The following is a 25,800-nucleotide window of genomic DNA, read 5'->3' as shown; positions in this document are numbered from 1 at the left end:
TCCCGCCGATACAAGGCGGCATTTCGAACAAAGTCAACAAACGATCGGCGCGACGCGCCGGACGGCGCTTTTCCTACACCGGTTCGCCGGCCGCCCGGGCCCGCTCCAGCATCATCGCCTCATCCCTGCGCACCCGCATGGCGAGGATCAGCAGCAGGATCACGATCGGCACCGCGACCCAGTTTGTGCTGAGGATCGCGATGCGCAGATCGCCACCCGTCGCGTCCGAGACGATGCCGACCTGATAGGGACCGATGCCGACGCCGAAGATGGTCGAGACGATCAGATAGGTGCTCGCCGCAATGCCCCGCATGCGCGGCAGCACCAGGCCATACATCAATGCATAGAGCGGCGGGATCCAGCAGGTCAGGATGACGCTGTAGAGGATGAAGCGCGTGTAGAAGCTGCCGGCATCCTCAGCGAGATAGGTCCAGATGCCCACGAACGGCGAGACGCCGAGCGCGAAGAGCGTGAGCCACACCCGACCACGGCCGGGCATGGTGCGATCGAACCAGTCCGAGAGCGGACCGGCGATGAGCGGTCCGATCACGCCGATGACGAGCGACAGCGTGCCGAACTTGACCGCGGTCGCCGTCTGGGATTCGCCATAGATCTTCATGATGAAGCTCGGCGTGAAGCCCATGATGCCATAGTTGATCACCGTCTGCAGCGCGCCGACGGCCATGGCGATCAGCATTGAAGGCGAGCGGACGATCAGTGCGAAGGTCGACCGGTCTGTGAGCGAGAGGCCCTGCAGCAGGTTGAAGATCACCACCGCGCCGAAGCCCATGACGCCCCACTGCAGCAGATGAGGGTTCACCGACACGCCGCCGAATTCGAGGCTGGGGCGCGGCGAGAAGGTGGAGGTCAGCTGGACCATCACGCCCATCACGACAACCACCGCGACGATGAAGCCGAAGCTCGCCGCCCAGTTGCGGCCGGTCGCACCACGCGCAGCGAGAGTCAGGAAATTGACGCCGGGCGTCACCGATCCGAGCAGGGCGAAGCTGGCACGGAACGGCGCCGGATCGCGCGGTGTCTCGATGCCATCCATGGCCCCGCGCTTCGGCTCCCTGAGGAACCACAGCAGGACCGCGAGCAACACGCCGGGCGCCGAGGCGACGAGGAAGGCGAACTGCCAGCCATGCAGGCCGAACGGCGCACCGCCAGCCGCATAGCGCGCGTCCCAATATTGCGCCGCGAGGCCGCCGATCACGTTCGATCCGCCGAGGCCCACCGCGATGGCCGCCGCGATCGCACCCATGACGAGGCCGCGCCGTTGCTTGGGGAAATAGTCGAACAGCAGCGAGGTGCCCGCCGGCGATGTCGCGCCCTCGCCGATGCCGACGCCGAGGCGCGAGACGATGAGGATCGCAAAGCCATTGGCAAAGGCCGCCAGTGCGCTCGCCAGCGACCAGAACAGGATCGACATCGACAGGATACGATTGCGCAACCAGCCGTCGGACAGGCGCCCGAGCGGCAGCGAGAACAATGCGTAGAACAGCGCGAAGACGGTGCCGTAGAGCAGCCCCATCTCCGCATCGCCGATGTTGAGGTCCGCCTTGATGTGCGGCGCCAGGATCGCGAGGATATTGCGATCCAGCAGCGACATGGCGTTGCTGAGCGACACCAGCGCCAGCGCGTACCAGGCGGTGCCGGTGACGCTTGGGGCAAGAGAGCTGCCGGTGGCAGCGGGGCGCGCCACCGGGTCACCGCTCACAGCTTGAAGACCCGCTCGGCGTTGGTCTGCATCAGCTTCTTCTTGGTCGCGGGCGATATGTCGAGATTGTCGTGCGTGCGCACCTCGTCCGCCACGAACTCATAGGGATAGTCCATCGCATACATGACGCGGTCCTCGCCGAGCTGGTCGATGCACAGCTTGATCGCCAGCTCGCAAGCCATGCCGCTGGTGGTCACGCAGACATTGTTGCGCATGTAATGGAACATGTCGTGCTGCAGCGGCTTGAGGCGCGGGTAGCGCTGCGAGCGGACGCTGGCCTGGTGCATATAATTCACGCGGAACAGCCAGTAGGGGATCGCCTCGCCGCCATGGCCGACGCACACGGTCAGGCCCGGATAGCGATCGAACACACCCGAGGTCAGGATACGCAGCAGATGATAGCCGGTCTCGACGCCGAAGCCGAACAGCGCGCCGTCCAGCCCCGCCTCGACCATGCCGGCGATCATCGCGTCCGGCGGCGATTGCGGATGGATGTAGAGCGGCAGGTCATTGTCGACGCAGGCGCGCAGGATCGGGTCGAACTGCTCCTCGTCGAGATAATGGCCCTTGGTGTGGCTGTTGACCATCACGCCCTTGAAGCCGAGCTCGCTCTTGCCGCGCGCGATCTCGGCGACCGACCAGGCCGCGTCCTGCGGCACGATCGAGACCATGCCGACGTAGCGCGTCGGATGGCGCTCGCAGGCGGCCTTGAGCTGGTCGTTGGCGTCGCTCACCAGTGCCTTGGCCTCGTCCGCCTCGAACACCTGACCGCCCGGCGAGGTCATCGAGAGAATGGCGACGTCGATGCCGGTCTCGTCCATCGCCTGCAGGCGAAGCGTGTCCAGGTCCAGCAGGCGGTCGCGGATGAACCGGGTCCGCTCCGACGGCGAGGTGCCGTAAAAGCCCCAGAGCGAGGTCGTCGCCTTGTCCGCCCTGCCCTCGCGCACGAGGCGCAGATAGGCGTCGAGTTGTGCCTGGGTGGCGAAGGCCTCTTCCGTCGCGATGCGCAGATAGCCCCGGTCGCCGCCGGTCTTCAGTTCGTGGGTCACGTTTCTCTCTCCCAAACCCTGATTCATTCGTCACCCCAGCGTAAGCTGGGGTCTGTTGCCGCCAGAGACCCCAGCTTACGCTGGGGTGACGGAGAATGTTCAAGCCTCGTGTACGACCTTCGTGACGAGGCAGGCCTGCACGCCCTCGCTGCCATCCTCATGCCCGTGGCCGGACCATTTGACGCCGCCGAAGGGCGAATCCGCCCCGCCGATGGCGACGCTGTTGATGCCCAGCATGCCGGTCTCGACCTCGCGCGCGATGCGGCGCTGCATCTTGACGTCGTTGGTCCAGCTATAGGCGGCAAGGCCATAAGGCAGGCGATTGGCTTCCGCGAACATGTCCTCCGCCTTGGCGAAGGGATTGATCAGCGCAACCGGGCCGAACGGCTCCTCGTTCATGATCTCCGCATCGAGCGGCACTTCGCTCAGCACCGAGGGCGCATAATAATAGCCCTGGTTACCCAGCCGCTCGCCGCCGGCATGCAGCCTGGCGCCCGCCTTCACCGCGCCGCCGATCATGCGTTCCATCGCGTCGGGACGGCGCGGATTGGCCATCGGCCCCATCTGGATGCCGTCGTGCAGACCATTGCCGACCTTGAGCGCCTTGGCCCGCTCTGCGAAGCCGTCCCGGAACTTCTCGAACACGTCTTCCTGCACGATGAACCGCGTCGGCGAGACACAGACCTGACCGGCATTGCGATATTTGTGGCCGACCATCACGTTCAGCACATGATCGACGTCAACATCGTCGAACACCAGCACCGGGCCGTGGCCGCCCAGCTCCATGGTCGTGCGCTTGAGGTCGTCGGCCGCCAGCTTGGCGAGATGCTTGCCGACCACGGTCGATCCGGTGAAGCTCAGCTTGCGGATGATCGGCGAGGCCAGCAGATAGCGCGAGACCTCGTCCGGCACGCCGAACACGGCCTGGGCGACCTCCTTGGGCAGGCCGGCGTCATAGAGGCATTGCAGCACGCCGAGCGCGGAAGCCGGCGTCTCTTCGGCCGACTTCATGATCACAGAGCAGCCCGCCGCGATCGGCGCGCCGAGCTTGCGACCGGGATTGCCGAGCGGGAAGTTCCAGGGGCTGAACGCCGCGACCGGGCCGACCGGCTCATAGGTCACCGTCGAGCGCATGCCCGCCGGGCGCACCAGCGCGCGGCCATAGAGGCGGAACACCTCGCCTGCGTAGAAATTGAACAGGCCCGCGACCATCATCACTTCGATGCGACTCTCCGCGAGAGTCTTGCCCTGCTCCATCGTCGCGATGCGGGCCAGATCCTCCTGCCGCTCGATCAGCAGGCGCGCGGCGCCGGAGAGCACGGCGGCGCGCTCCTGCGGCGTCGAATTCCGCCAGCGCACGAAGCCACGCTGCGCGGTCTCCAGGGCGCGGTCGAGATCGGCCGTGTCGGCCATCGGCAGGTGGCCGAGCGTTTCGCCGGTGGCGGGATTGACGATCGCCTGGGTACGGCGGCTGCCGCCGCCGACGGCCTCACCGTCAATCATCATGTGCAGCGCCGGATAGCTCGTCATGTCGGTCCTCTCCGAAAGTCGAAATGCAGGAAGCCGGACCGGCAGACTGATCGGCTGCCGGCCCGGATTTCACATCATCCCTGTCGGGACAAGTTGGTGAGTCGTCAACTGCTGTTCGCGCGCCTCAGGCGGCCGCGGACGCCGCCTCGATCGCCTCGAGCCGCTCGATCTCCTCGCGATAAGGCTTGCAGGCCCGCCACATGAAGATCGTCGCGATCGGCAGCAGCACGACGGCGGTATAGAAGATCGCCTTCCAGAGCTCGGCCTCGTTGCCCACGACGCGCTGCGCGACCGATCCGATGACGGCACTGCCCATGGCCCCGAAGAAGGTGAACATGAACAGGTAGAAGGCGGTGAGCTGGCCGCGCATCGACTGCGGAGCGACGCGCTGCACGGCGGCGTTCTGGGCGGGCGCACCGGCCAGACCGAACATGGTGGCAAGCGCCATGCAGGCCATCGAGGCCTCGGCGGCGTGCATCAGGGGTGCCGCGATGGTCAGGATCGTCGTCATCGAGAAGCAGATGGCTGCCGTGCGGACATTGGCGTCCTTATGCTTCTTGGCGAAATGGGAGACCATGATACCGCCGAGCACGAGACCGATGAGCTGGGCGACCAGCGACATGGACGCGAATACGCGGCCGATATGCGCCTCGTCCACGCCATAGGTGCGCACGAGGAATGGCACGCGCCAGAAGCCGAAGCCCGCGCTCTCCGTGGCGCTCAGGGCCAGTGCGATGAACAGCGGATAATAGACGCGGCGCTGGGCATGGATCGCCTTGAGCGCATCGAACCCCATGAATGTCGCGATCGTGCGCGCCAGACCGGCATCTTCGGGGGCCTTCACCGTATCGGCAGCCGCTGTGCGGCGCGGCGGCTCCTTGATGAAGAGGAACATTAGGGCGGCCGGAAAAGACAATGTGCCAAGGCCGACCAGGATCCACTGCCAGCTGTGGATCTTGAGGCCCATGACCGTGCTGATGCCCCAGCTCGCCGTCGCCGCGATCATTTCGCCGCCGAGCCACAGGCCCAGCGTCGAGCCGCCGATGAAGCCGAACTGGAGCAGCGCGAAGGAGATGGGAATCTTCTTGGGCGGGAACATGTCCGCGATGAGCGAATAGGAACCCGGCGCGTGTGCCGCGCCGCCGGCGCCCAGGAACATGCGGCTCGCGATGAACTGCAGGTAAGTCTGCGCCAGGCCGCTCAACATGGTGACACTGCCGGTCACTGCGGCACTGATCGCCAGAATGATCTTGCGCGGATAAAGGTCGACCAGACGCGCCAGCGGCACACCCACGAAAACGTAGAAGATGATGCTGGCCGGCCCGCCGAGGATGCCGAGCTGCTCGTCAGTCAGCTGAAAGTCGACCTTGATGCGCTGCGCGAGCATGCCGAACACGGTGGCGTCGAAGAAGCTCAGAAATGTCGCGATGATAATGACCGCCAGGCCATAATAAGCGGCTGGGCTGGACGGCCATTGATGCCCTTGATCGCCCGCGCCGGTCTTCGGCGCCGCCTGCCCCATCGAGGGTGCGATTGCCATGAAATTACGTCCTCTCTTCTTGACCCTGACGGCGACCGCACGTTCACCGGCGACCAACCCCTTTGACCCGATTCACACGCAACGTTGATTTTGTCCAACTATTGCACTGCCCCATTGCCATGCTTTAGAGACGATCCGCAAGTGCCGCGCAAGCCCGGGCCATTTCATCAGGCCTCATGCGGCGGAACGGACCAGGGAGAGGCCAGAGCCGCGTGATCATGATGAGCCCGATGCCGGCCGGAAGGGAGCAAAAAACCGCTGTCCTACTTTGCCCGGACCCAGGCATGCTGCCCCCGGGGCGAGGCGCGGATCACATCCACGACTCGCCAGAACACTTTCTGAAATTCCGTTTGCCCCGTGACCTTCGTGAACTTCGCAAGAAAATGATGCGCCGATGGATGCCACAACGCCACGGCTGGCGAACAAAACAACCCCAGCCCAGCTACCAATGAAGGACTGTCCATGATCGATTTCGCCGGCCGCACCGCCTTCATCACCGGAGGCGCCAATGGCGTCGGCCTGGGCATCGCGCGCGCCCTCCTTGCCGAAGGCGCCAAGGTCGCGATCGCCGACATCCGTCAGGATGCGATCGATAAGGCGCTGGAGAGCTTCGACAACCAGGAAGCGATGGGCGTGAAGCTCGACGTCGCCAGCCGGGCCGACTGGCCGCGCGTCGCCGACGAGGTGGAGGAGCGGCTCGGCCCGGTCTCCCTCCTCTTCAACAATGCCGGCATCAACCTCTTCCAGACCATCGACGAGTCCAGCTTCGACGATTGGGACTGGGTGATGGGGGTCAATCTCCATGGCGTGATCAACGGCGTCATGACCTTCGCGCCCCGCATGAAGGCGCGGGGCCTGGGCGGCTATATCGTCAACACCGCGTCCATGGCCTCTTTCCTCGCCGCCGGCGCGCCGGGCATCTATAACACCACCAAGTTCGCCGTCCGCGGCCTCTCGGAATCACTTCGTTATAGCCTCGCGCCACACGGCATTGGTGTGTCGGTGCTGTGCCCGGGGCTGGTGAAGAGCCAGATCTTCGCCAGCGACGAGGTCCGCCCCGATGCCCTCAAGGGCGCGATGAAGCCGGTCGACGAGGCTGGCGTCACGCGGATGGAGCAGCTTCACCAGCACGGCATGGAGCCGGACGTCATTGCCGCGCGCGTGCTGGACGGGATGCGCGAGAACCGCACCCACATCTTCCCGCACCCGGAGTTCAGGGATGAGCTGGCCGGGCTGTTTGAGGAAACACTGGGCGATTTTCGCGACTATCCGGAAGATCCCGGTTTCGAGCAGCGCACCGGTTTCGAGACGATGCGCCGGGCCAGCTATGCCAAGGCTCGCGAGGCTGCCCGCCATGCGACGTGACCGCCCTGTTGCCGATGCGAAGAAAGGGGCGCCCCACAGGACGCCCCTCCCCTTATTCGCGATGACCCGGATGATCAGAACTTTGCTGTCACACGCGCATAATAATAGCCGCCGTTGATGCCGATCGGCGAAAAGGACGGATACTGGCTGATGTAGGCGGTGGAGCTGAGGTTGTACTGCTCCTGGCGAATATCGGCCGGCAGCTTGTCAGGATAGATATCGAACAGGTTGTTCGCACCGATCGCCAGCTTCAGGCCCTTCTTGGGCTCGATACCGACTTCGATATCGGTGATGCCCTTCGTGCCAACATGCTGATAATAGTCGATATTAGCATTGGCGGGACGCGAGGCCAACAGCTTGGTCTTGCCATAGATGGACTCACGCAGGCTGACGCTGAAGATGCCCTTCTGCCAGAAGATGCCATAGTTGAGACGCCACTTGGGCGACGCATCGGTCACAGCCGACTGGGCATATCTGTCGAAAATGCCCTGAAGCTGGTTGACCTTGGATGGCGGCGCTCCGATCGACGAGACCCGGGTCTTGTTGTAGTTGGCGGCGACCGACCAATCGACCCGGCCCCAGTCGCCGAAGTCCGTCGTGTAGGTCGCCAGGAAGTCGAGGCCCTGGGTCACGGTATTGAGGCCGTTCACAAAGGCATTGACGTTCAGTGATCCGCTCGCGCCGCCATTGATGGCGGTGATGACCGGGATGATCGGCACGCCATTGGCGGCGAGCGCGTCAAGCACCGATGGCGAGATGAAGCCGGTGCAGGTGCCGGTGAAGGCGGCCTTGGCGGCATTCACATCCATGCCCTGCGTGTAGCCGCCGGGCAGATATTTGCAGTTGTTGGAGTAGCCGGTGAAGCCCGCCGACTGCACAATCCGATCGCGCAGATAGATGGAGTAGCCATCGAGCGTGATGGTCATGCCATCGAACGGACGGACAACGACGCCCGCGCTGAAGTTGGTCGACTTTTCAGGCTTGAGGCCAGACAGCCCAAGGAAAGCCGCACCGGCCGAGTTCGGCGCGAAAATGCCGGACAGGGACGACACGCTGACGTTGATGCCCGAATAATAGCCTTCGGCCAGGGTCGGTGCCCGGAAGCCGGTCGAGGCCGTGCCTCGAATGGCGAAGGTCGGGGTGATGTCATAACGAGCCGTGCCCTTGAACACGGTCGTATCACCGAAGTCGGTATAATGTTCGTGACGCACGGCCGCATCGATCAGCAGCGGATCGATCGGCTTGATCGAGAGGTCCAGATACTGCGAGAAATCCTCGCGGGTATGCGCACTGGCGTTGGCCGGCGAGTAGCCGAAGAAGGACTGGATACCGCCCTGGAGGAAGCCGCTGCCGACGTAATAGGAGGCCGGCTCGCCCGCCACCAGTTCATAGCGCTCGCGGCGCCATTCCAGACCCCCGGCGATGTTGAGGGGCTGGGCCATGCCGATGTCCAGCTCATGCGTGAGATCGAGTGCGGCGACCCACTGCGAGCCGACGAAGTCGCCGTCATGCACATCGCTCGGCGAATAGCCGTTCTGAGTAAGCGTCGAGCTGTCATAGTAGAGCGCGGCATTCGCCGAGCCTTCCACATAGACCTTGTTGGTGTCGCGGCCATAGGTCAGGCTCGCATCGACCGTGGTGTTGCCAAACTCGCCCTTGACACCGCTTGTGATCGCGAAGTCGAGCTCGCGCAGCACTTCCTGCGGCGAGAAACCGGCCTTGAACGGAATATCGCCGGTCGGGTTGGCCGTGTTCACCGACGCCTGGGCCGACTTGCCATAGACCACGTTGGGCAGGCGGTAATTCTGGTAAGTGCGGCCCACGCGGCGGGAGAGCGTGCCAAACGAGTAAATCTCGATACCTTCGATGCCGGTATAGCCGGCATTGTACATCACATTGGTGAGGATCATCCGGCCATCGCCGAAAATGCGGTTCACATAGGGATAGTTCGGGAAATTCTTCACGCCGGGATAACGGGCGAGGATGGTACGGCCGCCATTACTGCCGGTGTTGGCCGAGCCGCTCTGGCCGGTATCGACGACACGGGGATCGACGTCGCCGCGGAAACTGTAGTCATGGACCTTATGTTCGGCGGTGACCGAGACATACATGTCCTCGATCGGCGCGAAGCCGACATTGCCCATGTAGCTCTGGTTGAGGCCATCGCCCGCGAAATACTTGCCGCCGGTGACGTTGATCACGCCGCCGGAAGCATTCTTCTTGAGGATGATGTTGACGACGCCCGCGATGGCGTCCGTGCCATACTGGGCGGCCGCCCCGTCCTGCAACACCTCAAGGCGCTCGATCGAATCCTGCGGGATGAGGCCGATGTCCGGCGCCGCGCCGCCCGTCCACAGCGCGTTGGTGACGACGACATTCGAGGTGCCGTGACGGCGCTTGCCGTTGACGAGGACCAAAGTGTGGTTCGGATTGAGACCGCGCAGCTTGATCGATGGATGGAAGGCCGTCTGGTCATTGCCGAAGGCCTGCACCTGGATGCTCGGCAGGTTTTGGCCGAGCGCCTGCATGAGATCGGTCTGGCCGACGCGCTTGAGGAGATCGGCACCAAGCACCTGAACCGGCGTCGGGCTGTCGGACGCCTTGAGACCGGTGACGCGAGTGCCGGTCACGATGATCGCGTCCTGCGGTTCCGCCTCGGCGTCCTGCGGCGCGTCGGCCTGGGCGAAGGCCTCTCCGGCCGCCCCGAAGACGAGCGCGATGGCGAGCGTCGCTCGCGAAATAGTCGATAGATGTCGCATATGGCCCCCTTGTGGTTTTCTTGCCTGCGCCATCCTCTCCGCTAGATTTCTCCTGATTTCTTGAATTTTCAGATAGATACCTAGTTCGGCTTTTCGACCGATCACCTATGTTGCTCCGGGGGTGTGGGGAGATGAATACGCCATACGACGTACGTCCCGCAGAAAAGACCGCCCGTGGTGGGGCGCTGCAACTGCGCACAAACCTCGGGCGAAGCGCTCGAACGCTACGGCACAAACGAAAAGGGCCCGGACCAACCGGTCCGAGCCCCCTCGTCAGCGCGGTGGCGCTTTGTGGGTTAGAAGAGGCCCTCGATCTGGCCTTTTTCGTCGAGGCGGATGAAATCCGCCGACGGAGTCTTGGGCAGACCGGGCATCCGCATGATGTCGCCGCAGACCGCGACCACGAACTCGGCACCGGCTGAGAGGATCACGTCGCGGACGGTCACGACATGGTCGGTCGGCGCGCCGCGCAGAGCCGGATCGGTCGAGAAGCTGTACTGCGTCTTGGCCATACAGATGGGGAGATGACCATAGCCGTCCTTCTCCCAGCCCTTCAGCTTGTTGCGCACGCTGCTGTCGGCCGTCGCCTCGGTCGCGCGGTAGATGCGCTTGGCGATCGTGTCGATCTTGTCGAACAGCGGCATGTCGTCGGGATAGATCGGTGCGAAGTTGGCCGAACCGCTCTCGGCGAGCTCGACCACCTTGTGGGCCAGTTCCTCGGTGCCCTTCGAGCCGTTCGCCCAGTGCGTGCAGAGCACGGCCTCGGCGCCGGCAGCGGCGGCGATTTCCTTGACGACCGCGATTTCCTCCGGCGTGTCGGTGTAGAAATTGTTGATCGCAACCACCGCAGGAACGCCGAACTGGCGGATATTCTCGATGTGGCGGGCCAGGTTGACGCCGCCCTTGCGTACCGCGTCCGGATTGGCCGTACCGAGATCGGCCTTCTCAACGCCGCCGTGCATCTTGAGCGCACGGACCGTCGCGACGATCACCGCCGCCGCCGGCTTGAGGCCGGCCTTGCGGCTCTTGATGTCGAAGAACTTCTCGGCGCCGAGGTCGGCACCGAAGCCGGCTTCCGTCACGACATAGTCGGCGATCTTGAGCGCCGTCGTCGTCGCGAGCACCGAGTTGCAGCCATGCGCGATGTTCGCGAACGGGCCGCCGTGGATCAGGACCGGGTTGTTTTCCAGCGTCTGGACGAGGTTGGGCTGCAGCGCATCTTTGAGCAACACGGTCATCGCGCCCGACGCCTTGAGCTCGGCCGCCGTCACCGCCTTGCGGTCACGCGTGTAGCCGGCGTGGATGTTGCCGAGGCGACGCTCCAGATCCTTGAGGTCCGAGGCGAGGCATAGGATCGCCATGACTTCAGAGGCCACGGTGATGTCGAAGCCATCCTCGCGCGGATAGCCATTCGATACGCCGCCGAGTGAGTTCACGATCGAGCGCAGCGCGCGGTCGTTCATGTCGAGCACGCGCCGCCAGGCGATGCGGCGCGGATCGAGGCCGAGCGTGTTACCCCAGTAGATATGGTTGTCGATCAGCGCGGCGAGCAGGTTGTTCGCCGAGGTGATGGCATGGAAGTCACCGGTGAAGTGGAGGTTGATGTCCTCCATCGGCACGACCTGCGCATAGCCGCCGCCAGCCGCGCCGCCCTTGACGCCGAAGCAGGGGCCGAGCGATGGCTCGCGCAACGCAGCCATGGCCTTCTTGCCGATCGCGTTCAGGCCGTCCGACAGGCCGACGGTCGTCGTCGTCTTGCCCTCGCCGGCCGGCGTCGGGTTGATGGCGGTGACGAGGATCAGCTTGCCATCCGGGTTGCCCTGGACGCTGTTGATGAAGTCCCAGCTGATCTTGGCCTTGTAGGGACCGTAGTTCAGCAGCGCATCCTGCGGGATGCCGACCTTGGCGCCCACGTCGGCGATATTCTGCATCTTCGCGGCGCGCGCGACCTCGATATCAGAGCCTTGAGCCATGTGTCCTCGTCCTTCCTGTGAGAACCGGGCCGGTTCGGCGTGAAGGCCCGGGTATCCGTCTATGCGCAGGGCGGCGCTTGCGCGCTTAGATGCCCTGCTTTTCCTTGTAGTTCACGATCCACTCGTTGGTCTTCACCAGACCACCGAAGGGATAGAAATGCAGATGCACTTTGCCATGCTCCGGCCCGAGGGCGGGGATCAGGTCCGCGATCACCGGATCGGGACCGGCGCTGCCGATCAGGCTGGTGATCGAGAGGCCATATTTCTTGACGACCTTGGCGGAGGTGCCCACGCCACAGCGCGCCGCGAAGCGCAGCAGCGTCTTGATCGAGGCCGGGCCGGCGAGGCCGATGCGCACCGGGCCGTCAATGCCTTCACCGCGGATCTGCTTCAGCCAGTCGAGTACGGGATCGGCATCGAAGCCGAACTGAGTCATGATCGAATAATCGATGCCCTGATCCTTGAGCGCTGCGACCTTGTCGTGCATCGCCTTGGCCAGCGTCTCGTTGGTGATGTCGGGATGACCTTCCGGATAGCCCGAGATGCCGACATGCTCGATGCCATATTCCTTCAGCGTGCCCGACGAGATGACCGCGAGCGCATCGTCATAGGGCCCGAGCGGCTCGGACGGATCACCGGCGATGACGAAGACATGCTTCAGGCTGATCTGTGCCGCGAGCATGTCGAGGAAGCGGTTGAGGTCGTCCTTGGTCAGCAGGCGACGCGCGGAAATGTGCGGGACCGGCTTGAAACCCAGATCCTGGATGGCGCGCGCCGCGACCACGCGGTCCTCGAACTCGGCACCGGGCAGGAAGGTGCAGGAGATCAGCGTGCCCTGCGGAATCATGTGCGCGGCATTCTGCAGCGCCTCCACGTCCTTGGGGGTGATCTCGAGCGAGTAATCGGTGAACAGCGTGGAGAGCGCTGTCTTGTCTAGGGTCGCAGTAGCCATCGGTTCCTCGCCTCTGTGTGAGCGCGTCTGTATCAGACCATTCGTGCGTCCTGATGATCACACAGGAAAAACGAAGAGCCTGAAACGGGTTGCCGCGGGCGACCACTCCAATGGAGCGGCCGCCCGAAGCCAAATCAGATCAGGCCGTGACGGGCGCCTTGCGCCAGCCACCCTGGTACGTCTCGCGCGCAGTCACCGAGTAGGGGACCGGGCTGACGACGACGCGAACCGCAAGCTGCTTATGCGGCTCAACCGTGGTCTTGCGCGTGCCGCCATTGGCCTCGCCCCAGAGGACTGTCAGTTCGGTGCCGACCGGGATCTCGTGGTCGATTGTCGCGAGCGAGAGCGCGCGCTTCTCGTTGTAAGAGTAGCCGGTGAACATCGACATGCCGACATTGTTGCCTGCCGCGTCGAGGACGGCGTCGGCATTGGTGCTGGCATAGTTGGCCAGCGGCAGGTCGAAGAACTTGTAGTGCGAGTCCGCATCGGCATCGAACAGCGAAGCATAGATCTTCGCCATGTCGTCGCCGTTCCATGCCAGCGTGACCTTCTTGCGCTGGGTCGACGTGTCGAGCGCCTTCAGCGCGTCGGCGCCGTGGAAATCATGGTCGAACTTCACGAACGGGCCGTAGCCGATCTCGTACGGATTGACGTAATAATCCTCGATGTTGTCCGAGACGAACGAACCGCCGATGGCGCCGGCCGACTCATAGCTGTTGGCCGGGAGCCACTCGCGATAGGCCTTGAGCTTCTCGCCGGTATAGATGGCGGGCAGCGGCGACGGGATCCAGCCCGACTCCAGCGTGTTCGACGGATAAGCGCGCGAACCGACCGGGATGAGGCCGAACTCGGCACCGGCTTCGAGGATCGCGTTACGGACCTTCTCCTGGGTCTCGTAAGGACCCCAGATCTCCAGGCCCGGTGCGCCGGCCATGCCGTGACGCAGGGTGCGGATGGTCTCGCCGGCGATGTTCATCGTCGACATGTTGAAGAACTTGAGCTGCTCCAGCGGACCGCCATGCAGCTTCTCGATCACGGCCCAGGCGTTCGGACCCTGAATCTGGAAACGCCAGGAGATGCGGTTCACCGGCTTGCCCATCGGGCGGCTCGGCGAGCGGTCGTCATGGACGATGTCGACGTCATAGCCACCGGTAGCGCCATGATACATCAGCCAGTTGGCGGCCGGGGCGCGGCCGACATACACGAACTCTTCCGGGGCGAGGTAGAAGATGATGCCGTCGCCGATGACATGGCCATAAGGCGTCGTCGGGACGTACTGCTTCGCCTTGTTGGGCTCCCAGCCCTTGGGCGAGTTGATCATCGTGTCGGAGAGGAGCTTCAGCGCATCCTTGCCGCGGATGTACAGGTCGACCATGTGGTGCGTCTGGTCGAACAGGACCGCGCTGTGGCGCCAGGCCCACTGCTCGGTGCGCCAGTTGGAAAATTCCGGAGCCACGACCGGGTACACATAGGCACCGATCTGGCTGTTGCGCAGCAGCTCGACCGTGTTACCGGCGGCAGCAAGCACTTGTTCAAGATTGGTAGGGGTCGACATGAGTAGTCCTCTCCTTGATCAACATCGCGAGGTTCAGTTCAGCTTTCCAGGAAAGCGCCGAATCAAAGGTGCGGCGGAACATACGGAAATTCGTATGTTACACAAACGAAATCTTGCGCTGCGATGCAGCATGAATTTGGCCCGCTACCGCGACGATCTGATGATCGATCACGGCGCACGGATTGACGCAAAAGCTGCCAGTTTCGCGCGCTCAGGCGAACGGACGGATGGGATCCTTGCCGTCCCATTCGCGGGTCTGCTCCCAGAAACGGGTGAAGCCCTCGTCCATTCCTGCGGTCGCCGGGATCAGCTCGACGAAGCCGGGCGCCCCTGCCCCGCCCTCGAAATACGCAACCTTGCCGCCGGTCGGCACCGGCGCGCGATGAGCCAGAACTTCCCCCCTCGCGACGCGGCGCTCGACCTCCGCCTCGATCTCGTCGCCCGCGATGGCAAAGCCGAAATGATGGAAACCATAGCCGACCCTGTCGATCGTCTCCTTATAGACGGACGGCTCGTCGTCGAGCGTCTGGAGCAGTTCGATATTCATGGAGCCGGCGAAGCTCATCGCGATCTTGACGTAGCTGGTGCAGGGCTTGCCGCGAAAGACATGACCCTCGCCACCGAAGCTCGGCAGCACGAACCATGGGCCGACACCCATCTTCTCGACCCACCAGGCGATCGCCTCGTCAATATCCTTCACCACATAGGCCATCTGGCAGATCGTGCCGATCTCGCCGCCGAAGCGCATTTTCCGGATCATGTCTCTCTCCTGTTTGCTATCTCGATAAGGACCCCGGCCAGTTGCTCAGGCACGCAGACGAAGGGGCTGTGATCGCTCTCCAGCGTCACGACCGTGTCGCACGGCATGCCTGCCTGCATGGCGCGCTGGGCGGCGAGCGGGAAGCACTGATCGTTGGCGCATTCGATATAATGGCGCGGCAGGCTGCCGAACCGCGCAGCGCTGAGCGACAGCGGCGTCCCGAGTGGGCGGACGGGCTCGGCGACGAGACGCGCGGCGCTCGCGGCCTGATCGGCGGGAGCGCACTGGTTGTAGAAGACCGGAATGGCGGCCTCGGCATCGAAGACCAGCCCCAGTCCATCGGCGACCGGGCTGAGCGCGGTGCCGAAATCATCGCCTTCCATCGCCGCACCGATGACGTCGTAGAGGCTCTTGCCATCGGGCACGAGCGCGGCGGTGATATAGACCAGATCACTGAACAGCTCCGGCGCATGCTCGGCCGCCTGGCTGATGACGAGCCCGCCCCGACTATGGCCGCACAGGATCACCGGGCTGGGCAGCTTGCGGGCCTCCTCCGCGACGAAGGCCGCCCAGCCTGAAAGCGACGCCGCGCCGAGCGCCCTCGCGTCGCCGCCCATGCCGGGCAGATCGGGCGCCGCCACGACATGACCGGTCGCCTCGAGCGGACCACGCAGCCGATCGAAGCACCAGCCGCCGTGCCAGGCGCCGTGGATCAGGAGGAAGCTCGCCATCGGCCGGAATCCGTCAGGCGGTGTCGATCACAACCTTACTGAACAGGTCCGATGTCGTCGTATAGTCATAGGCCTTCTTGGCATCCTCGAAGGCGAAGCGCGCGCCGATCACCGGCTTGATTCCATTGGCGTCGATCGCGCCGGCGAGCTTCTCGGCCATGCGGCGCGAGCCGACGAAGATGCCGCGCAGGATGCTGCCCGTCATCATCAGGCCCGCCGGGTTCGGCCCGCCGACCGGATTGAGCACGCCGATTAGCGCCACCTCGGCACTGTGGCGCAGGGCCGCGAAGCTCTGCTGCAGCGTGCCCGCGCCGCCGACCTCGACCACCTTGTCGACGCCGCCGAGACCGGCCCCGACATGCTGGCCCCAATTTTCGACATCCTTGTAGTTGACGCCATGGTCCGCGCCGAGCGCCTTCGTACGTTCGAGCTTGGCATTGTCGGAGGAGGTGATGATGACCTCGCAGCCGGCCGCCTTGGCGAGCTGCAGCGCGATGATCGAGACGCCGCCGGTGCCGAGGAGCAGCACCTTGTCGCCCGGCTTGACCGGCCGCGGCCCTTCGAACAGGGCGTTCCATGCGGTGACGCCGGCGCAAGGCAGGCAGGCCGCCTCGGCATAGCTCAGCGATTGGGCAATGTGGACCACACCGCTCTCGGGCAGCACGACGGTCTGCGCGAGCATGCCCGGTGCACCGGCCGCGCCCAGCGCAGCGCCCATATGCGGATTGGGCGGCCCGTCCGGCCAGCTCTGGAAGAAGGTGCCGGCGACGCGATCGCCGACCTTGAAGCGGGAGACACCCTCCCCGACCGCGATCACCTCGCCCGCACCGTCCGACAGCGGCACGATGGGTGCGGGGACCGGGCCGCCCATGTAGCGGCCCTTGACGATCGCCTGATCGCGATAGTTCAGCGAGCAGGCATGGACCCGGATCGCGACCTGTCCCGGCCCGGCCCTGGGATCGTCGAGGTCCACGAGGTGGAGATCATCGAGCGACGTCGCACCCGCCGCCAATTGCCATGCCCGCATTGTTCAGTCCCTCCAGAATTCGTTAGCAAGCTATGCCATAGCTCGCGGCGCCAACACCGCAAGCCTTCGCATCTCATGTGCCAGCACGACCCGCCGCCAAACCGCGCCTCGCTGCCAGATCGGCGGAGATCGCCTCCGCCGTGCGCCGCAGGGCACCCAAGTTGCGCTGGACGACCGTCGCGGTCTCGGTGCGGCGCTGCAGCCAGGTGATGTTGATCGACGCGACGGGCCGGCCGGCGAGCATCACCGGCACGGCCATCGACCGGCGGCCATCCTGCCGCACCGCCTGCCAGTTGCGGTCCGGCCAGGGATGGAAGGGCTCGCGCAGGGCATAGCCGCGGTCGCGGGTTACCCCGAGCAGCTCCTCCAACAGCCGTTCGCCCGCGGGATCCTCTTGCGCCGGGCGCAGCCGATCGAGGATGGCGGCCCGCTCGTCCCCATCGCAGGCAGCCAGATAGGCGCGGCCGGTCGCGGTATGGAGATAGGAGAGGCGCATGCCGACCGGCCCCAGATTGATCGCGTCGAGGCGCAGCAAGGGACTGTTAGTCTCGACGATCTCAAGTCCATCCGCGCGCGGGACGCCGATGGCCGAAGGCCATGCAACCTGCTCGGACAGCTTGACCAGCCGTTGAGAGGCGGCCTCGGCAATCTCATCCCCGGAAATGTCCGGTGAGCCGCCGGGACCCAATCGGGCACTGGGCAGGAAAGCGCCATCGGCGAGGCGCTGCCAGATATGGCCGTGCTTGCCGAGGGTGACGACCATGCGCAGCAAGGTCGCCTTGGGCAAGCCGAGCGCCAGATGCAGTTCATGCAGATTGGCGCCGTGGCGCCGGTCGATTTCCGACAGGACCTGCAGGCCGCGTTCAAGCGCCCGCACGGTCTTGACCTTTCGCTCGATCAATTTCTCTCTCCTGAAACAGGCGCCGTTTTCCGGTCGCTCTTCTTTCACACAGCGAAATAGCAAATAGGGCGGGACAGGCAAGCTTCATGCACCGAAATGACCCCGCCAGCCCCGGTTTTGCGCGCGATTCCGCTTCCAAGTGCGTTTGTGTCCCGGCGAGCCCGAGCCCCTTCCGCGGGATGCGGCTGACCAGGATCGACTCGTTCCTCACGCCTATCGATCGCCCGACCAGGTGCGCAGGCCCGGCGCCGTGCGATCCTCGCTCGCCAGCGCCTCCGCCACTGCCGGTCGCGCCTTCACCCGCTCGCGCCAATCGACGAGGCGCGGGTAGTTTTTCGCGACCTCCATCTCCGGAAACATGCGCTCAACCATCGCGCCGCAATGGCTGAAGAAGTTGATGTCGGCCGTCGTGTACATGTCGCCCGCAAGATGCGCGGTCTCGCCGAGCTGGGTCTCGATCTTGCGGAGCGCGTAGACGATCTTGTCGGTGGCATTGGCGAGGTCCGCCTCGGAGAAGCCGGAGCGCGCCGTCGCCCATTTCCTGCGCTGATCGGGCAGCGGGATATGCTCGAGCAGCTTCTCGAACTCGCCGCTCTCGATGTTGCGCGCGATGACGCCGACGAGGCGGTGCCAGCCGTGCATCGAGACATGGTTCATGACATGCTCGTCGACGAACTTGTTCCAGTAGCGCACCCGCGCCTTGCCGACCGGATCGCGCGGCATCAGCGGGATTTCGGGGAAGACGTCCTCGAGATATTCGTTGATGACGGTGGTGTGGGTGATGATCGCGCCGTTATGATCGAGCACCGGCACCTGACCCTCGGGATTGATCGCCACGAACCAGTCGCTGTGCTGCTCGAACTTGTGCAGGTCGACATAGATGGACTCGTAGGGGAGGCCCTTTTCCTTGAGCGGGATCATCGACTTCAATGAGTTCGCCAGCGGTTCGGCGTGGTAATATTTGAGGGTCATGTCTCTCTCCTTCTCATAGCCCCTCCTCTTCAGAGGAGGGGTTGGGGTGATGCCTTCATCACGGTCCAGATCGCTTCGCGACACCCACCCCCTCCCCCTCCCTTGAAAGGGAGGGGCTTTGTGTTGTCCTAAACCTCCAGCGTATCCAGCACGCCGCCGTCCACCGCCCAGCTCTGCGCGGTGACATGGCTGGCGGCCGGGGAGAGCATGAAGCAGGCGACCTCGGCCAGCTCGTCGGCCGAGCCCATGCGACGCTGGGGGACACGGTCATTGATCTTGGCGGCCTGATCGGGCGGGATCAGATCGAACGCCGGCGTCTCGATGAAACCGGGGATGACGCAGTTGCAGCGCACGCCGTGGGGCGCCATCTCGACGGCGATCGCGCGGCTGAGGCCGAGCACGCCATGCTTGGAGGCGACATAGGCCGGGTTCATCGCCATGCCGCGCTTGCTCGCCATCGAGCCGGTGACGAGGATGCTCCCTTCCCCCGCTTCGATCATCGCCGGGAGGACGGCCTGCATGGCCCAGAAGACGCTGGTGAGATTGACGGTCAGCACCTGCTCGAACAGCGTACCGTCATAGTCGATGGCGGGCGCGAAATTGCCGGCGAGGCCGGCATTGGCGAAGAGGCCATAGGCGGGGCCGAAATAGCCGGCGGCGGCATGCAGCGCGGTTTCCAGCGCCTCGCGGTCGCTCACATCGGCGGCGAAGGCCGCGGCATTGTGGCCGAGCTTATGCGCCTCGGCAGTCAACGCCTCGATGCGGCGGGCGATCATCGAGACCTTCGCCCCGCGCGCGACCAGCATCCGCGCGGTGGCGAGGCCGATGCCGCTGGAGGCGCCGGTGACGATGATATGGCGTCCGGCGAAGTCGGTCATGCTGTCTCTCCTGCTTGTTTGGGCGCAACGAACGCGGCCCAGACGCGGGCGTGCGGGATCTCGATCGTCTCGGGCGTCCAGACCCGCTCCATGATCGCCCGCGCCTCGGCATCGTCCATGCCACGGGCGTCGCGATGATAGCGGTAGAAGAAGGCCGAGACACGGAAGTTCGCAATGCAGTGGACATGAACGGGGTCGTCGCCCTCCTCGATCGCGGCGACGAAGGCGCGGTAATGCGCGTCGGTCGGGCGATCGAAGGGGACCGGGATGTGGGTGTAGCGCAGGCCCGCCTGCGCCATGTGAGTCGCCGCGTCGGGCAGTGCCTCGGGATGGTCATCGAGGGCCAGATTGATCACGTGGCGCACGCCGATGGCGGCCAGACGGGCGGGATCGCCCTCCTGAAGGCGACCGGACGTGGTAATCCGGTCGTCAAGGCGCACGAAATTGCGAAGATCGTCCGGGTCGGTCATCGGGCAAGTCTTTGAAATGTCATGCCATCTCTCCGAAACATCGTGAAGGTCACACATATGAGCAATATGATCGGATAAAAGTTCTTATATTTCAGTATCTTACTTTGCTCCTTCTTAGTTGATCCAACGAAAGTAGGACAGAATTTACCCTTTCCACTCACCGGGCGGATGATATGCTTTTCACGCCCGCCCTCTCACCCCAGCCCCAGCACACGCGCGGCATTGTCCTTGAGGATCAGCGGGAGGACCTCCTCCTTGAAGCCGACCTGTTTGGCCGCATCGATCCATTTCTCCGGCGTGATCAGCGGGAAGTCGCTGCCGAACATCATCTTATGCTTCAGCTGGGTGTTGGCATAAGTGATGATCTGCGGCGGGAAATAGCGGGGGCTCCAGCCGGACAGGTCGATGAAGACATTGTCCTTGTGCAGCGCCATCGACAGGCTCTCGTCGGTCCACGGCCAGCTCGGATGGGCGAGGATGAATTTCATGTCCGGGAAGTCGGACGCGGCATCGTCGACCAGCATGGGCTGGCCATATTTGAGGCGGATGCCCCCGCCCCCGCGCATGCCGGTGCCCATGCCCGAATGGCCGGTGTGGAAGATGGCCGGCAGCTTGTAGTGCGCGATCACCTCGTAGATCGGGTAGCCGGTCCGGTCCGAGGGGTGGATGCCCTGGATGAGGTGATGGAACTTGAAGCCCTTCACGCCATAATTCTCGATCAGGTCGCGCGCCTCGCGGGCGCCCATCCTGCCCTTGTGCGGATCGATCGAGGCGAAGGGGATGACGATGTCGTCATGCTCGGCGGCCAGCTCGGCAATCTCGTAATTGGAGACGCGTTTTGCGCCGACCGCGCTCTCGCAATCGACGGTGAACAGGCAGAAGGCGATCTGCCGCTGACGGTAGAAATCGATGATCTCGGGGATCTTCGGACGCTCGCGCGGCGCCTTGAAATAGGTGCTGGCGGCGTCGAAGAACTGCGCCATGACCGGGTCTTCCGGATCATGGCAGCTGACCTCGGCGTGGACGTGGACGTCGATGGCCTTCACTTTGGTGGGGTCGATGGGCATGGGATTCCTTGTAAATCAGCGATCTCGCGGTGATACCTAGTTCAAAACCTTGGGCAGGATCAGATAAGCGACCGAAAATTGCAGAATTAAGCCTGCAGCTCCCAACAAGATTTCAGCGTCACTGCGCAGTCGCATGAAATAAAGGAGCGATAAGTCAGCAACGAAAAGCGCCAGAATAATGACCCAGAAAAAGCCGTGCGCACTCAGACTCCACTTGGCTCGCGCCAACAAAAGCAGAGATGCAAATACGTCCGCAGCAACGGCACCTTTTTCATTTCCCCACAAAGCTGCGAAGAAAAAGAAAATTGGGATGGCTGCAAGGCCAGCCAGATAGCCAGAGGATTGGTCTGGAAACCGGTCCTCCCGTTTTCCACCCTCAAAACCATCACTCGTTGGGCCATTCTGCACCATTGGTCCTACAAACCTTAATCGCTTCGCGACACCACCCCAACCCCTCCTTGAAAGGGAGGGGCTTATTAAACAAACGCCCGTTCACCCTGAGTAGGGGCTGAGTAGCTCCGGAGGAGCGTAGCGAAGACCCGTATCGAAGGGTCGCGCACTGGTCCTTCGATACGCCATTTCGATACCCCGCTACGCGGCTACTCAATGGCTACTCAGGACGAACGGTTTTTCTCTTCCTGTCCGCCTACAGCGCGATGATCACCGACTTGAGCTCGGTGTAAGCCTCGACGCCCTGGCGGCCCTGCTCTCTTCCGAGGCCGCTTTCCTTGTAGCCGCCGAAGGGCAGCGCCGGGTCGATCATCCCGTGGCAATTGCCCCAGACGGTGCCGGCCTTGAGCTTGGCGGCGAGCTTGTGCATCGCGGAGAGATTGTTCGTCCAGATGCCGGCGGCGAGGCCGAAGCTGGTGTCGTTGGCCTGGCGGGCGACCTCGTCCAGATCGTCGAAGCGCTGGGCGACGACGACCGGGCCGAAAATCTCCTCGCGCACCACGCTCATGTTGGGCGTCACGTCGACAAGGACGGTCGGGTTGACATAATAGCCGCCTTCGGACGCCGGATTGTCGCCGCCGAGCGCGACGCTGGCACCGGCCTTCTTGCCCTCCTCGATATAGCCCATGACGCGGTTGAGCTGCTCGTCCGACACCAGAGGCCCCATATGGCCGGCGGGATCGAGGCTGGCGCGCGGCTGCCAGAAACTGGCGGCTTCCGAGAAGCTCTCCAGCACCTTGTCGAACACGCTCTTGTGCGCATAGAGGCGCGATCCCGCCACGCAGACTTGGCCGCTGTTGAAGAAGATCGCCTGCGCGGTGCCCGGCCCAACGACGGCCGGATCGACATCCGGCAGGACGATGACCGGCGACTTGCCGCCGAGCTCCAGGGTGACGCGCTTGAGGCTGTCGGTGGCAGTGCGGTTGATCAGCTTGCCGATCTCGGTCGAGCCGGTGAAGGCGACCTTGTCGACGTCCGGATGGCGCACGAGCCGGTCACCGGCGGTGTGGCCATTGCCGGTGATGATGTTGACGACGCCAGGCGGCACCCCGGCCTCGTTAAGGAAATCGGCAAGGCGCAGCGCGGTGAGCGAAGTCTGTTCGGCGGGCTTGAGGATGACGGTGCAGCCGGCGGCCAGCGCCGGGCTGATCTTGAGCACTGCCATCAGCAGCGGGAAGTTCCACGGCACGATCTGCGCGGCGACGCCGATCGGCTCGCGGCGCACGTAGCTGTGGAAAGCGCCGCGCGGCGTGGCGCTCGGCTCGATCGTCTCGCCGCCGAGCTTGCTCGCCCAGCCGGCCATATAATGGATCATGCCAATCGCGCCTGGCACGTCGATGGCGCCGGCCATGCCCTTGGGCTTGCCATTGTCGATGGCTTCCAGCTCGGCCAGCTCGTCGGCATGGGCCTCGAGCAGATCGGCGAGCTTGTGCATGATCCCCTCGCGCACCATCGGCGGCAGATCCGACCAGCGGCCGTCGTCGAAGGCGCGGCGGGCGGCGGCGACGGCCCTGTCGACGTCGTCATTGGTGGCGTCGACGAAGCGGCTGACTTCCTTGCCCGAGGACGGATCGATGACCGCTAGAGTCTCGCCACCGGTGGAGTCTACCCACGCGCCATTGATGAAGAGCGCCGGCTTGCGGGCGAGCGTCTTCTTGACCGCTTCCGAGTAAGGGAATTGCTCCAACTTCACATTCGTCATCTGGTTCATTGTCCAACTCCTTGGAAAATATCAATCTTGCTTAGAAGTCCTGTCTTGAAAACTCGACCTTTGTCATTCCCGCGAACGCGGGAATCCAGAAATGCAAGATCGCGCAGCTTGGGCCTGGATTCCCGCGTTCGCGGGAATGACGAGAGGTCGGTCGTCACTTGCTGCTTCCTGCGGCTTCCAGCGCCATGTCCTCGTTGGCGCGGTGGATGACATAGGCGCGGATCGAGTCGACGTCCGAGGGCGTCAGGATCTTCGACCAGCCCACCATGCCATTGTCCTTGAGCGCGCCGTCGTGGACGATGGCCTGCCAGCCATTGGTGTCGCCGAGCGCGGCGGAATGGCGCAGATCCGGCGTGACGCCGCCCGAGATGGCCGCGTCACCGTGGCAGACCCCGCAATAGCGGCCATAAATATATGCGCCATTCTTGACGACCTCCGGCGAGGCGGTGTCGGCGGGCGGATCGAGCTTTGCCAGACCGACCGGCGGCGCCTTGGGCAGGCTCGCGGTGCCGCCGAGCTTGAACACCAGCAGCCGGCTGATGTTGCGCAGATTGCCCGAGGTGCCCGAGATGATGCCCGGCGAGAGGGCATAGGAGCCGCCCCAGCCGGCGAGCACCGCGACATATTGCTCGCCCTTGATGCTGTAGGTCACCGGCGGCGCCATGATCCCGGTCTGCGCATCGAAGGTCCAGAGCGGCTTGCCGTCCTTCGCGGTGTAGGCGACGAAGTTGCCCGCCGCTGTGCCCTGGAAGAGGAGGCCGCCGGCGGTGGCGAGCAGGCCGCCGTTCCACGGGCCTTTATAATCGACCCGCCAGCGCGCCTTCTGCGCGACCGGATCCCAGGCGATCAGCGCACCCTTGGTCGCCGCCAAAGCGGCGTTGCGCACGGCGGTGTCCGCCGGCATCGCGCCCGCGCCGAAATTGTCGCCGGTGTTGAAGCCCATCGCCGAGGGCTTCCAGCCCGCCTCCGGGATGAACGGGAAGGAGGTGATCTGCGCGGGAATGAAGACCAGCCCCTCCTTGGGATCATAGGCCATCGGGTGCCAGCTATGCGCGCCGCCCGGGCCGGGCGAGCCGATCCAGGGCTTGCCGGTCTTGTCGTAGCGCGAGGCCGGGTTCTCGATCGGCCGGCCGTTCTTGTCGAGGCCGGTCGCCCAGTTGACGGCTACGAAATTCTTGCCGGAGATGAACTGGCCGGTGGTGCGATCGAGCACGTAGAAGAAGCCGTTCTTGGGCGCATGCATCAGCACCTTGCGCGGCTTGCCGTCGATGGTGAGGTCAGCCAGCATGATCGGCTGGGTCGCGGTATAGTCCCAGGTCTCGCCGGGCGTCTCCTGGAAGTGCCAGGCATATTCGCCTGTCTTCGCGTGGATCGCGACGATCGAGGAGAGATAGAGATTGTCGCCGCCGCCGGGCGAGCGATAGGCCTGGTTCCAGGGCGAGCCGTTGCCGACACCGATGTAGAGCAGGTCGAGCGCGGGATCATAGGCCATGCTGTCCCAGACGGTGCCGCCGCCGCCGAGCTTCCAATAGTCGCCATGCCAGGTCGCCTCGGCCTTCCTGAGATAGTCGGGCGCGTTCCTGCCCGGCTGATCCGGGACGGTGTAGAAACGCCAGATCTGCCGGCCGGTGTCGACCGAATAGGCCGTGACATAGCCACGCACGCCATATTCGGCGCCGCCATTGCCGATGATCACCATGCCGCCCACGACGCGGGGTGCGCCGGTGATCGTGTAATTCTTGCTCGTATCGACGGTGATGACCGACCAGAGCTGCTTGCCGGTGGCGCGATCGAGCGCGATCAGGCGACCGTCGAGCGTGCCGAGGAAGAGCTTGTCGCCCCAGGCGGCAAGGCCGCGATTGACGACATCACAGCAGGCCTTGACGCCGGTCTCGCCGGGCACCTTGGGATCATAGTCCCAGATCAGCTTGCCGGTCGCGGCGTCATAAGCCTTGGCCTTGGACCAGGCGGTGGAGATGTAGATTTTGCCGTCGATGACCAGCGGCGTGCCCTCCTGGCCGCGCGCGGTGTCGAGATCGGCCGACCAGGCGAGGCCCAGCTGACCCGCATTGCCGGTATTGATCTTGTCGAGGGGGGAATAACGCTGCTCGTCATAGGTGCGGCCGTAGGAAAGCCACTCCCCGTCCCTGCCCTGCGCGATCGCTGCGCCGTCGACGCCGTCGCCGGGTGGCAGATCCGCCTTCTCGCTGGTGCCGGTGCAGGCGGCGAGCAAGGCCAGTGACGCGAGCGCGAGAAATGCCTTCATCGATCCCCTTTCCTCTAACTCTAGCCCCTCCTCTTCAGAGGAGGGGTTGGGGTGGTGTTGGACTGTGCGTCCGCAATCTCGCTTTCGCGAGCGCTGCTTCGCATCGCCACCACCCCCGGCCCCT

At 64.2% G+C, this 25,800-nt stretch carries 20 protein-coding genes; 1 reads left to right on the top strand and 19 read right to left on the bottom strand.

Annotated elements, in window-relative coordinates; genetic code table 11:
- Positions 1 to 73 precede the first annotated feature (73 nt).
- The 4 genes from KK488_RS08790 to KK488_RS08775 form a co-directional block, all read right to left on the bottom strand.
- Positions 74 to 1,705 (bottom strand): MFS transporter, encoded by a 1,632-nt coding sequence (locus KK488_RS08790; RefSeq protein WP_349356867.1) that lies wholly within the window; start codon positions 1,703 to 1,705, stop codon positions 74 to 76.
- 11 nt (positions 1,706 to 1,716) lie between these two features.
- Positions 1,717 to 2,769 (bottom strand): amidohydrolase family protein, encoded by a 1,053-nt coding sequence (locus KK488_RS08785; protein WP_214622791.1) that lies wholly within the window; start codon positions 2,767 to 2,769, stop codon positions 1,717 to 1,719.
- A gap of 99 nt (positions 2,770 to 2,868) precedes the next feature.
- The gene (locus KK488_RS08780; RefSeq protein ID WP_214622790.1) at positions 2,869 to 4,299 is read right to left on the bottom strand and encodes an NAD-dependent succinate-semialdehyde dehydrogenase; all 1,431 of its coding nucleotides are present in this window, start codon (positions 4,297 to 4,299) and stop codon (positions 2,869 to 2,871) included.
- A gap of 124 nt (positions 4,300 to 4,423) precedes the next feature.
- Complete coding sequence (locus KK488_RS08775) at positions 4,424 to 5,839, bottom strand: MFS transporter (protein ID WP_214622789.1); 1,416 nt, start codon at positions 5,837 to 5,839, stop codon at positions 4,424 to 4,426.
- Between the two features lie 462 nt (positions 5,840 to 6,301).
- Between KK488_RS08775 and KK488_RS08770 the strand changes: the two genes are divergently transcribed.
- A complete protein-coding gene (locus KK488_RS08770) occupies positions 6,302 to 7,204 on the top strand; it encodes an SDR family NAD(P)-dependent oxidoreductase (RefSeq protein WP_214622788.1) in 903 nt (300 codons plus the stop codon).
- Positions 7,205 to 7,278: 74 nt separating this feature from the next.
- Here KK488_RS08770 and KK488_RS08765 read toward each other — a convergent pair whose 3' ends face one another.
- From KK488_RS08765 to KK488_RS08695, 15 genes are all read right to left on the bottom strand, one after another.
- Positions 7,279 to 9,963 (bottom strand): TonB-dependent receptor plug domain-containing protein, encoded by a 2,685-nt coding sequence (locus KK488_RS08765; RefSeq protein ID WP_214622787.1) that lies wholly within the window; start codon positions 9,961 to 9,963, stop codon positions 7,279 to 7,281.
- 296 nt (positions 9,964 to 10,259) lie between these two features.
- The gene (locus KK488_RS08760) at positions 10,260 to 11,936 is read right to left on the bottom strand and encodes a formate--tetrahydrofolate ligase (protein ID WP_214622786.1); all 1,677 of its coding nucleotides are present in this window, start codon (positions 11,934 to 11,936) and stop codon (positions 10,260 to 10,262) included.
- Between the two features lie 85 nt (positions 11,937 to 12,021).
- Complete coding sequence (locus KK488_RS08755; RefSeq protein WP_214622785.1) at positions 12,022 to 12,888, bottom strand: methylenetetrahydrofolate reductase; 867 nt, start codon at positions 12,886 to 12,888, stop codon at positions 12,022 to 12,024.
- A 139-nt stretch (positions 12,889 to 13,027) separates the two neighbouring features.
- Positions 13,028 to 14,443, bottom strand: a complete 1,416-nt coding sequence (gene ligM / locus KK488_RS08750; RefSeq protein WP_214622784.1) for a vanillate/3-O-methylgallate O-demethylase — start codon at positions 14,441 to 14,443, stop codon at positions 13,028 to 13,030.
- A 211-nt stretch (positions 14,444 to 14,654) separates the two neighbouring features.
- Positions 14,655 to 15,203 (bottom strand): VOC family protein, encoded by a 549-nt coding sequence (locus tag KK488_RS08745; protein ID WP_214622783.1) that lies wholly within the window; start codon positions 15,201 to 15,203, stop codon positions 14,655 to 14,657.
- Positions 15,200 to 15,934 carry an alpha/beta fold hydrolase gene (locus KK488_RS08740; RefSeq protein WP_214622782.1) on the bottom strand — a complete coding sequence of 245 codons (735 nt, stop codon included), beginning with the start codon at positions 15,932 to 15,934 and terminating at the stop codon, positions 15,200 to 15,202. Before KK488_RS08740 ends, KK488_RS08745 begins: the two co-directional genes overlap by 4 nt.
- Before the next feature lie 13 nt (positions 15,935 to 15,947).
- Positions 15,948 to 16,961: a zinc-dependent alcohol dehydrogenase family protein gene (locus KK488_RS08735; protein WP_214622781.1), complete on the bottom strand. Its 1,014-nt coding sequence runs from the start codon at positions 16,959 to 16,961 to the stop codon at positions 15,948 to 15,950.
- Positions 16,962 to 17,034: 73 nt separating this feature from the next.
- The gene (locus tag KK488_RS08730; protein WP_214622780.1) at positions 17,035 to 17,862 is read right to left on the bottom strand and encodes an IclR family transcriptional regulator domain-containing protein; all 828 of its coding nucleotides are present in this window, start codon (positions 17,860 to 17,862) and stop codon (positions 17,035 to 17,037) included.
- Positions 17,863 to 18,075: 213 nt separating this feature from the next.
- Positions 18,076 to 18,834: a glutathione S-transferase family protein gene (locus tag KK488_RS08725; RefSeq protein WP_214622779.1), complete on the bottom strand. Its 759-nt coding sequence runs from the start codon at positions 18,832 to 18,834 to the stop codon at positions 18,076 to 18,078.
- Between the two features lie 128 nt (positions 18,835 to 18,962).
- On the bottom strand, positions 18,963 to 19,712 hold the full coding sequence (locus KK488_RS08720) for an SDR family NAD(P)-dependent oxidoreductase (RefSeq protein WP_214622778.1): 750 nt from the start codon (positions 19,710 to 19,712) through the stop codon (positions 18,963 to 18,965).
- Complete coding sequence (locus tag KK488_RS08715) at positions 19,709 to 20,182, bottom strand: protein tyrosine phosphatase family protein (RefSeq protein ID WP_214622777.1); 474 nt, start codon at positions 20,180 to 20,182, stop codon at positions 19,709 to 19,711. Before KK488_RS08715 ends, KK488_RS08720 begins: the two co-directional genes overlap by 4 nt.
- Positions 20,183 to 20,376: 194 nt before the next feature.
- The gene (locus KK488_RS08710) at positions 20,377 to 21,249 is read right to left on the bottom strand and encodes an amidohydrolase family protein (protein WP_214622776.1); all 873 of its coding nucleotides are present in this window, start codon (positions 21,247 to 21,249) and stop codon (positions 20,377 to 20,379) included.
- Between the two features lie 36 nt (positions 21,250 to 21,285).
- Positions 21,286 to 21,660 carry a hypothetical protein gene (locus KK488_RS08705; protein ID WP_214622775.1) on the bottom strand — a complete coding sequence of 125 codons (375 nt, stop codon included), beginning with the start codon at positions 21,658 to 21,660 and terminating at the stop codon, positions 21,286 to 21,288.
- 235 nt (positions 21,661 to 21,895) lie between these two features.
- The gene (locus KK488_RS08700; protein ID WP_214622774.1) at positions 21,896 to 23,410 is read right to left on the bottom strand and encodes an aldehyde dehydrogenase family protein; all 1,515 of its coding nucleotides are present in this window, start codon (positions 23,408 to 23,410) and stop codon (positions 21,896 to 21,898) included.
- Between the two features lie 154 nt (positions 23,411 to 23,564).
- A complete protein-coding gene (locus KK488_RS08695) occupies positions 23,565 to 25,676 on the bottom strand; it encodes a PQQ-dependent dehydrogenase, methanol/ethanol family (RefSeq protein WP_214622773.1) in 2,112 nt (703 codons plus the stop codon).
- Positions 25,677 to 25,800 lie beyond the last annotated feature (124 nt).

The organism is Sphingobium nicotianae (genome assembly GCF_018603885.1).
In the GTDB taxonomy this organism is placed as follows: Bacteria; Pseudomonadota; Alphaproteobacteria; order Sphingomonadales; family Sphingomonadaceae; genus Sphingobium; species Sphingobium nicotianae.
Note: the sequence above shows the minus strand (reverse complement) of the source record. Positions and strands in the feature narration are given on the sequence as shown.

Excerpts from the sequence above, each read along its gene's own strand:
- KK488_RS08755 (WP_214622785.1), bottom strand. The coding sequence starts at position 12,888 with ATGGCTACTGCGACCCTAGACAAGACAGCGCTCTCCACGCTGTTCACC.
- ligM (WP_214622784.1), bottom strand. The coding sequence starts at position 14,443 with ATGTCGACCCCTACCAATCTTGAACAAGTGCTTGCTGCCGCCGGTAAC.
- KK488_RS08780 (WP_214622790.1), bottom strand. The coding sequence starts at position 4,299 with ATGACGAGCTATCCGGCGCTGCACATGATGATTGACGGTGAGGCCGTC.
- KK488_RS08740 (WP_214622782.1), bottom strand. The coding sequence starts at position 15,934 with ATGGCGAGCTTCCTCCTGATCCACGGCGCCTGGCACGGCGGCTGGTGC.
- KK488_RS08725 (WP_214622779.1), bottom strand. The coding sequence starts at position 18,834 with ATGACCCTCAAATATTACCACGCCGAACCGCTGGCGAACTCATTGAAG.
- KK488_RS08695 (WP_214622773.1), bottom strand. The coding sequence starts at position 25,676 with ATGAAGGCATTTCTCGCGCTCGCGTCACTGGCCTTGCTCGCCGCCTGC.
- KK488_RS08770 (WP_214622788.1), top strand. The coding sequence starts at position 6,302 with ATGATCGATTTCGCCGGCCGCACCGCCTTCATCACCGGAGGCGCCAAT.
- KK488_RS08700 (WP_214622774.1), bottom strand. The coding sequence starts at position 23,410 with ATGAACCAGATGACGAATGTGAAGTTGGAGCAATTCCCTTACTCGGAA.
- KK488_RS08710 (WP_214622776.1), bottom strand. The coding sequence starts at position 21,249 with ATGCCCATCGACCCCACCAAAGTGAAGGCCATCGACGTCCACGTCCAC.
- KK488_RS08735 (WP_214622781.1), bottom strand. The coding sequence starts at position 16,961 with ATGCGGGCATGGCAATTGGCGGCGGGTGCGACGTCGCTCGATGATCTC.
- KK488_RS08765 (WP_214622787.1), bottom strand. The coding sequence starts at position 9,963 with ATGCGACATCTATCGACTATTTCGCGAGCGACGCTCGCCATCGCGCTC.
- KK488_RS08760 (WP_214622786.1), bottom strand. The coding sequence starts at position 11,936 with ATGGCTCAAGGCTCTGATATCGAGGTCGCGCGCGCCGCGAAGATGCAG.
- KK488_RS08745 (WP_214622783.1), bottom strand. The coding sequence starts at position 15,203 with ATGATCCGGAAAATGCGCTTCGGCGGCGAGATCGGCACGATCTGCCAG.
- KK488_RS08715 (WP_214622777.1), bottom strand. The coding sequence starts at position 20,182 with ATGACCGACCCGGACGATCTTCGCAATTTCGTGCGCCTTGACGACCGG.
- KK488_RS08775 (WP_214622789.1), bottom strand. The coding sequence starts at position 5,839 with ATGGCAATCGCACCCTCGATGGGGCAGGCGGCGCCGAAGACCGGCGCG.
- KK488_RS08705 (WP_214622775.1), bottom strand. The coding sequence starts at position 21,660 with ATGGTGCAGAATGGCCCAACGAGTGATGGTTTTGAGGGTGGAAAACGG.
- KK488_RS08720 (WP_214622778.1), bottom strand. The coding sequence starts at position 19,712 with ATGACCGACTTCGCCGGACGCCATATCATCGTCACCGGCGCCTCCAGC.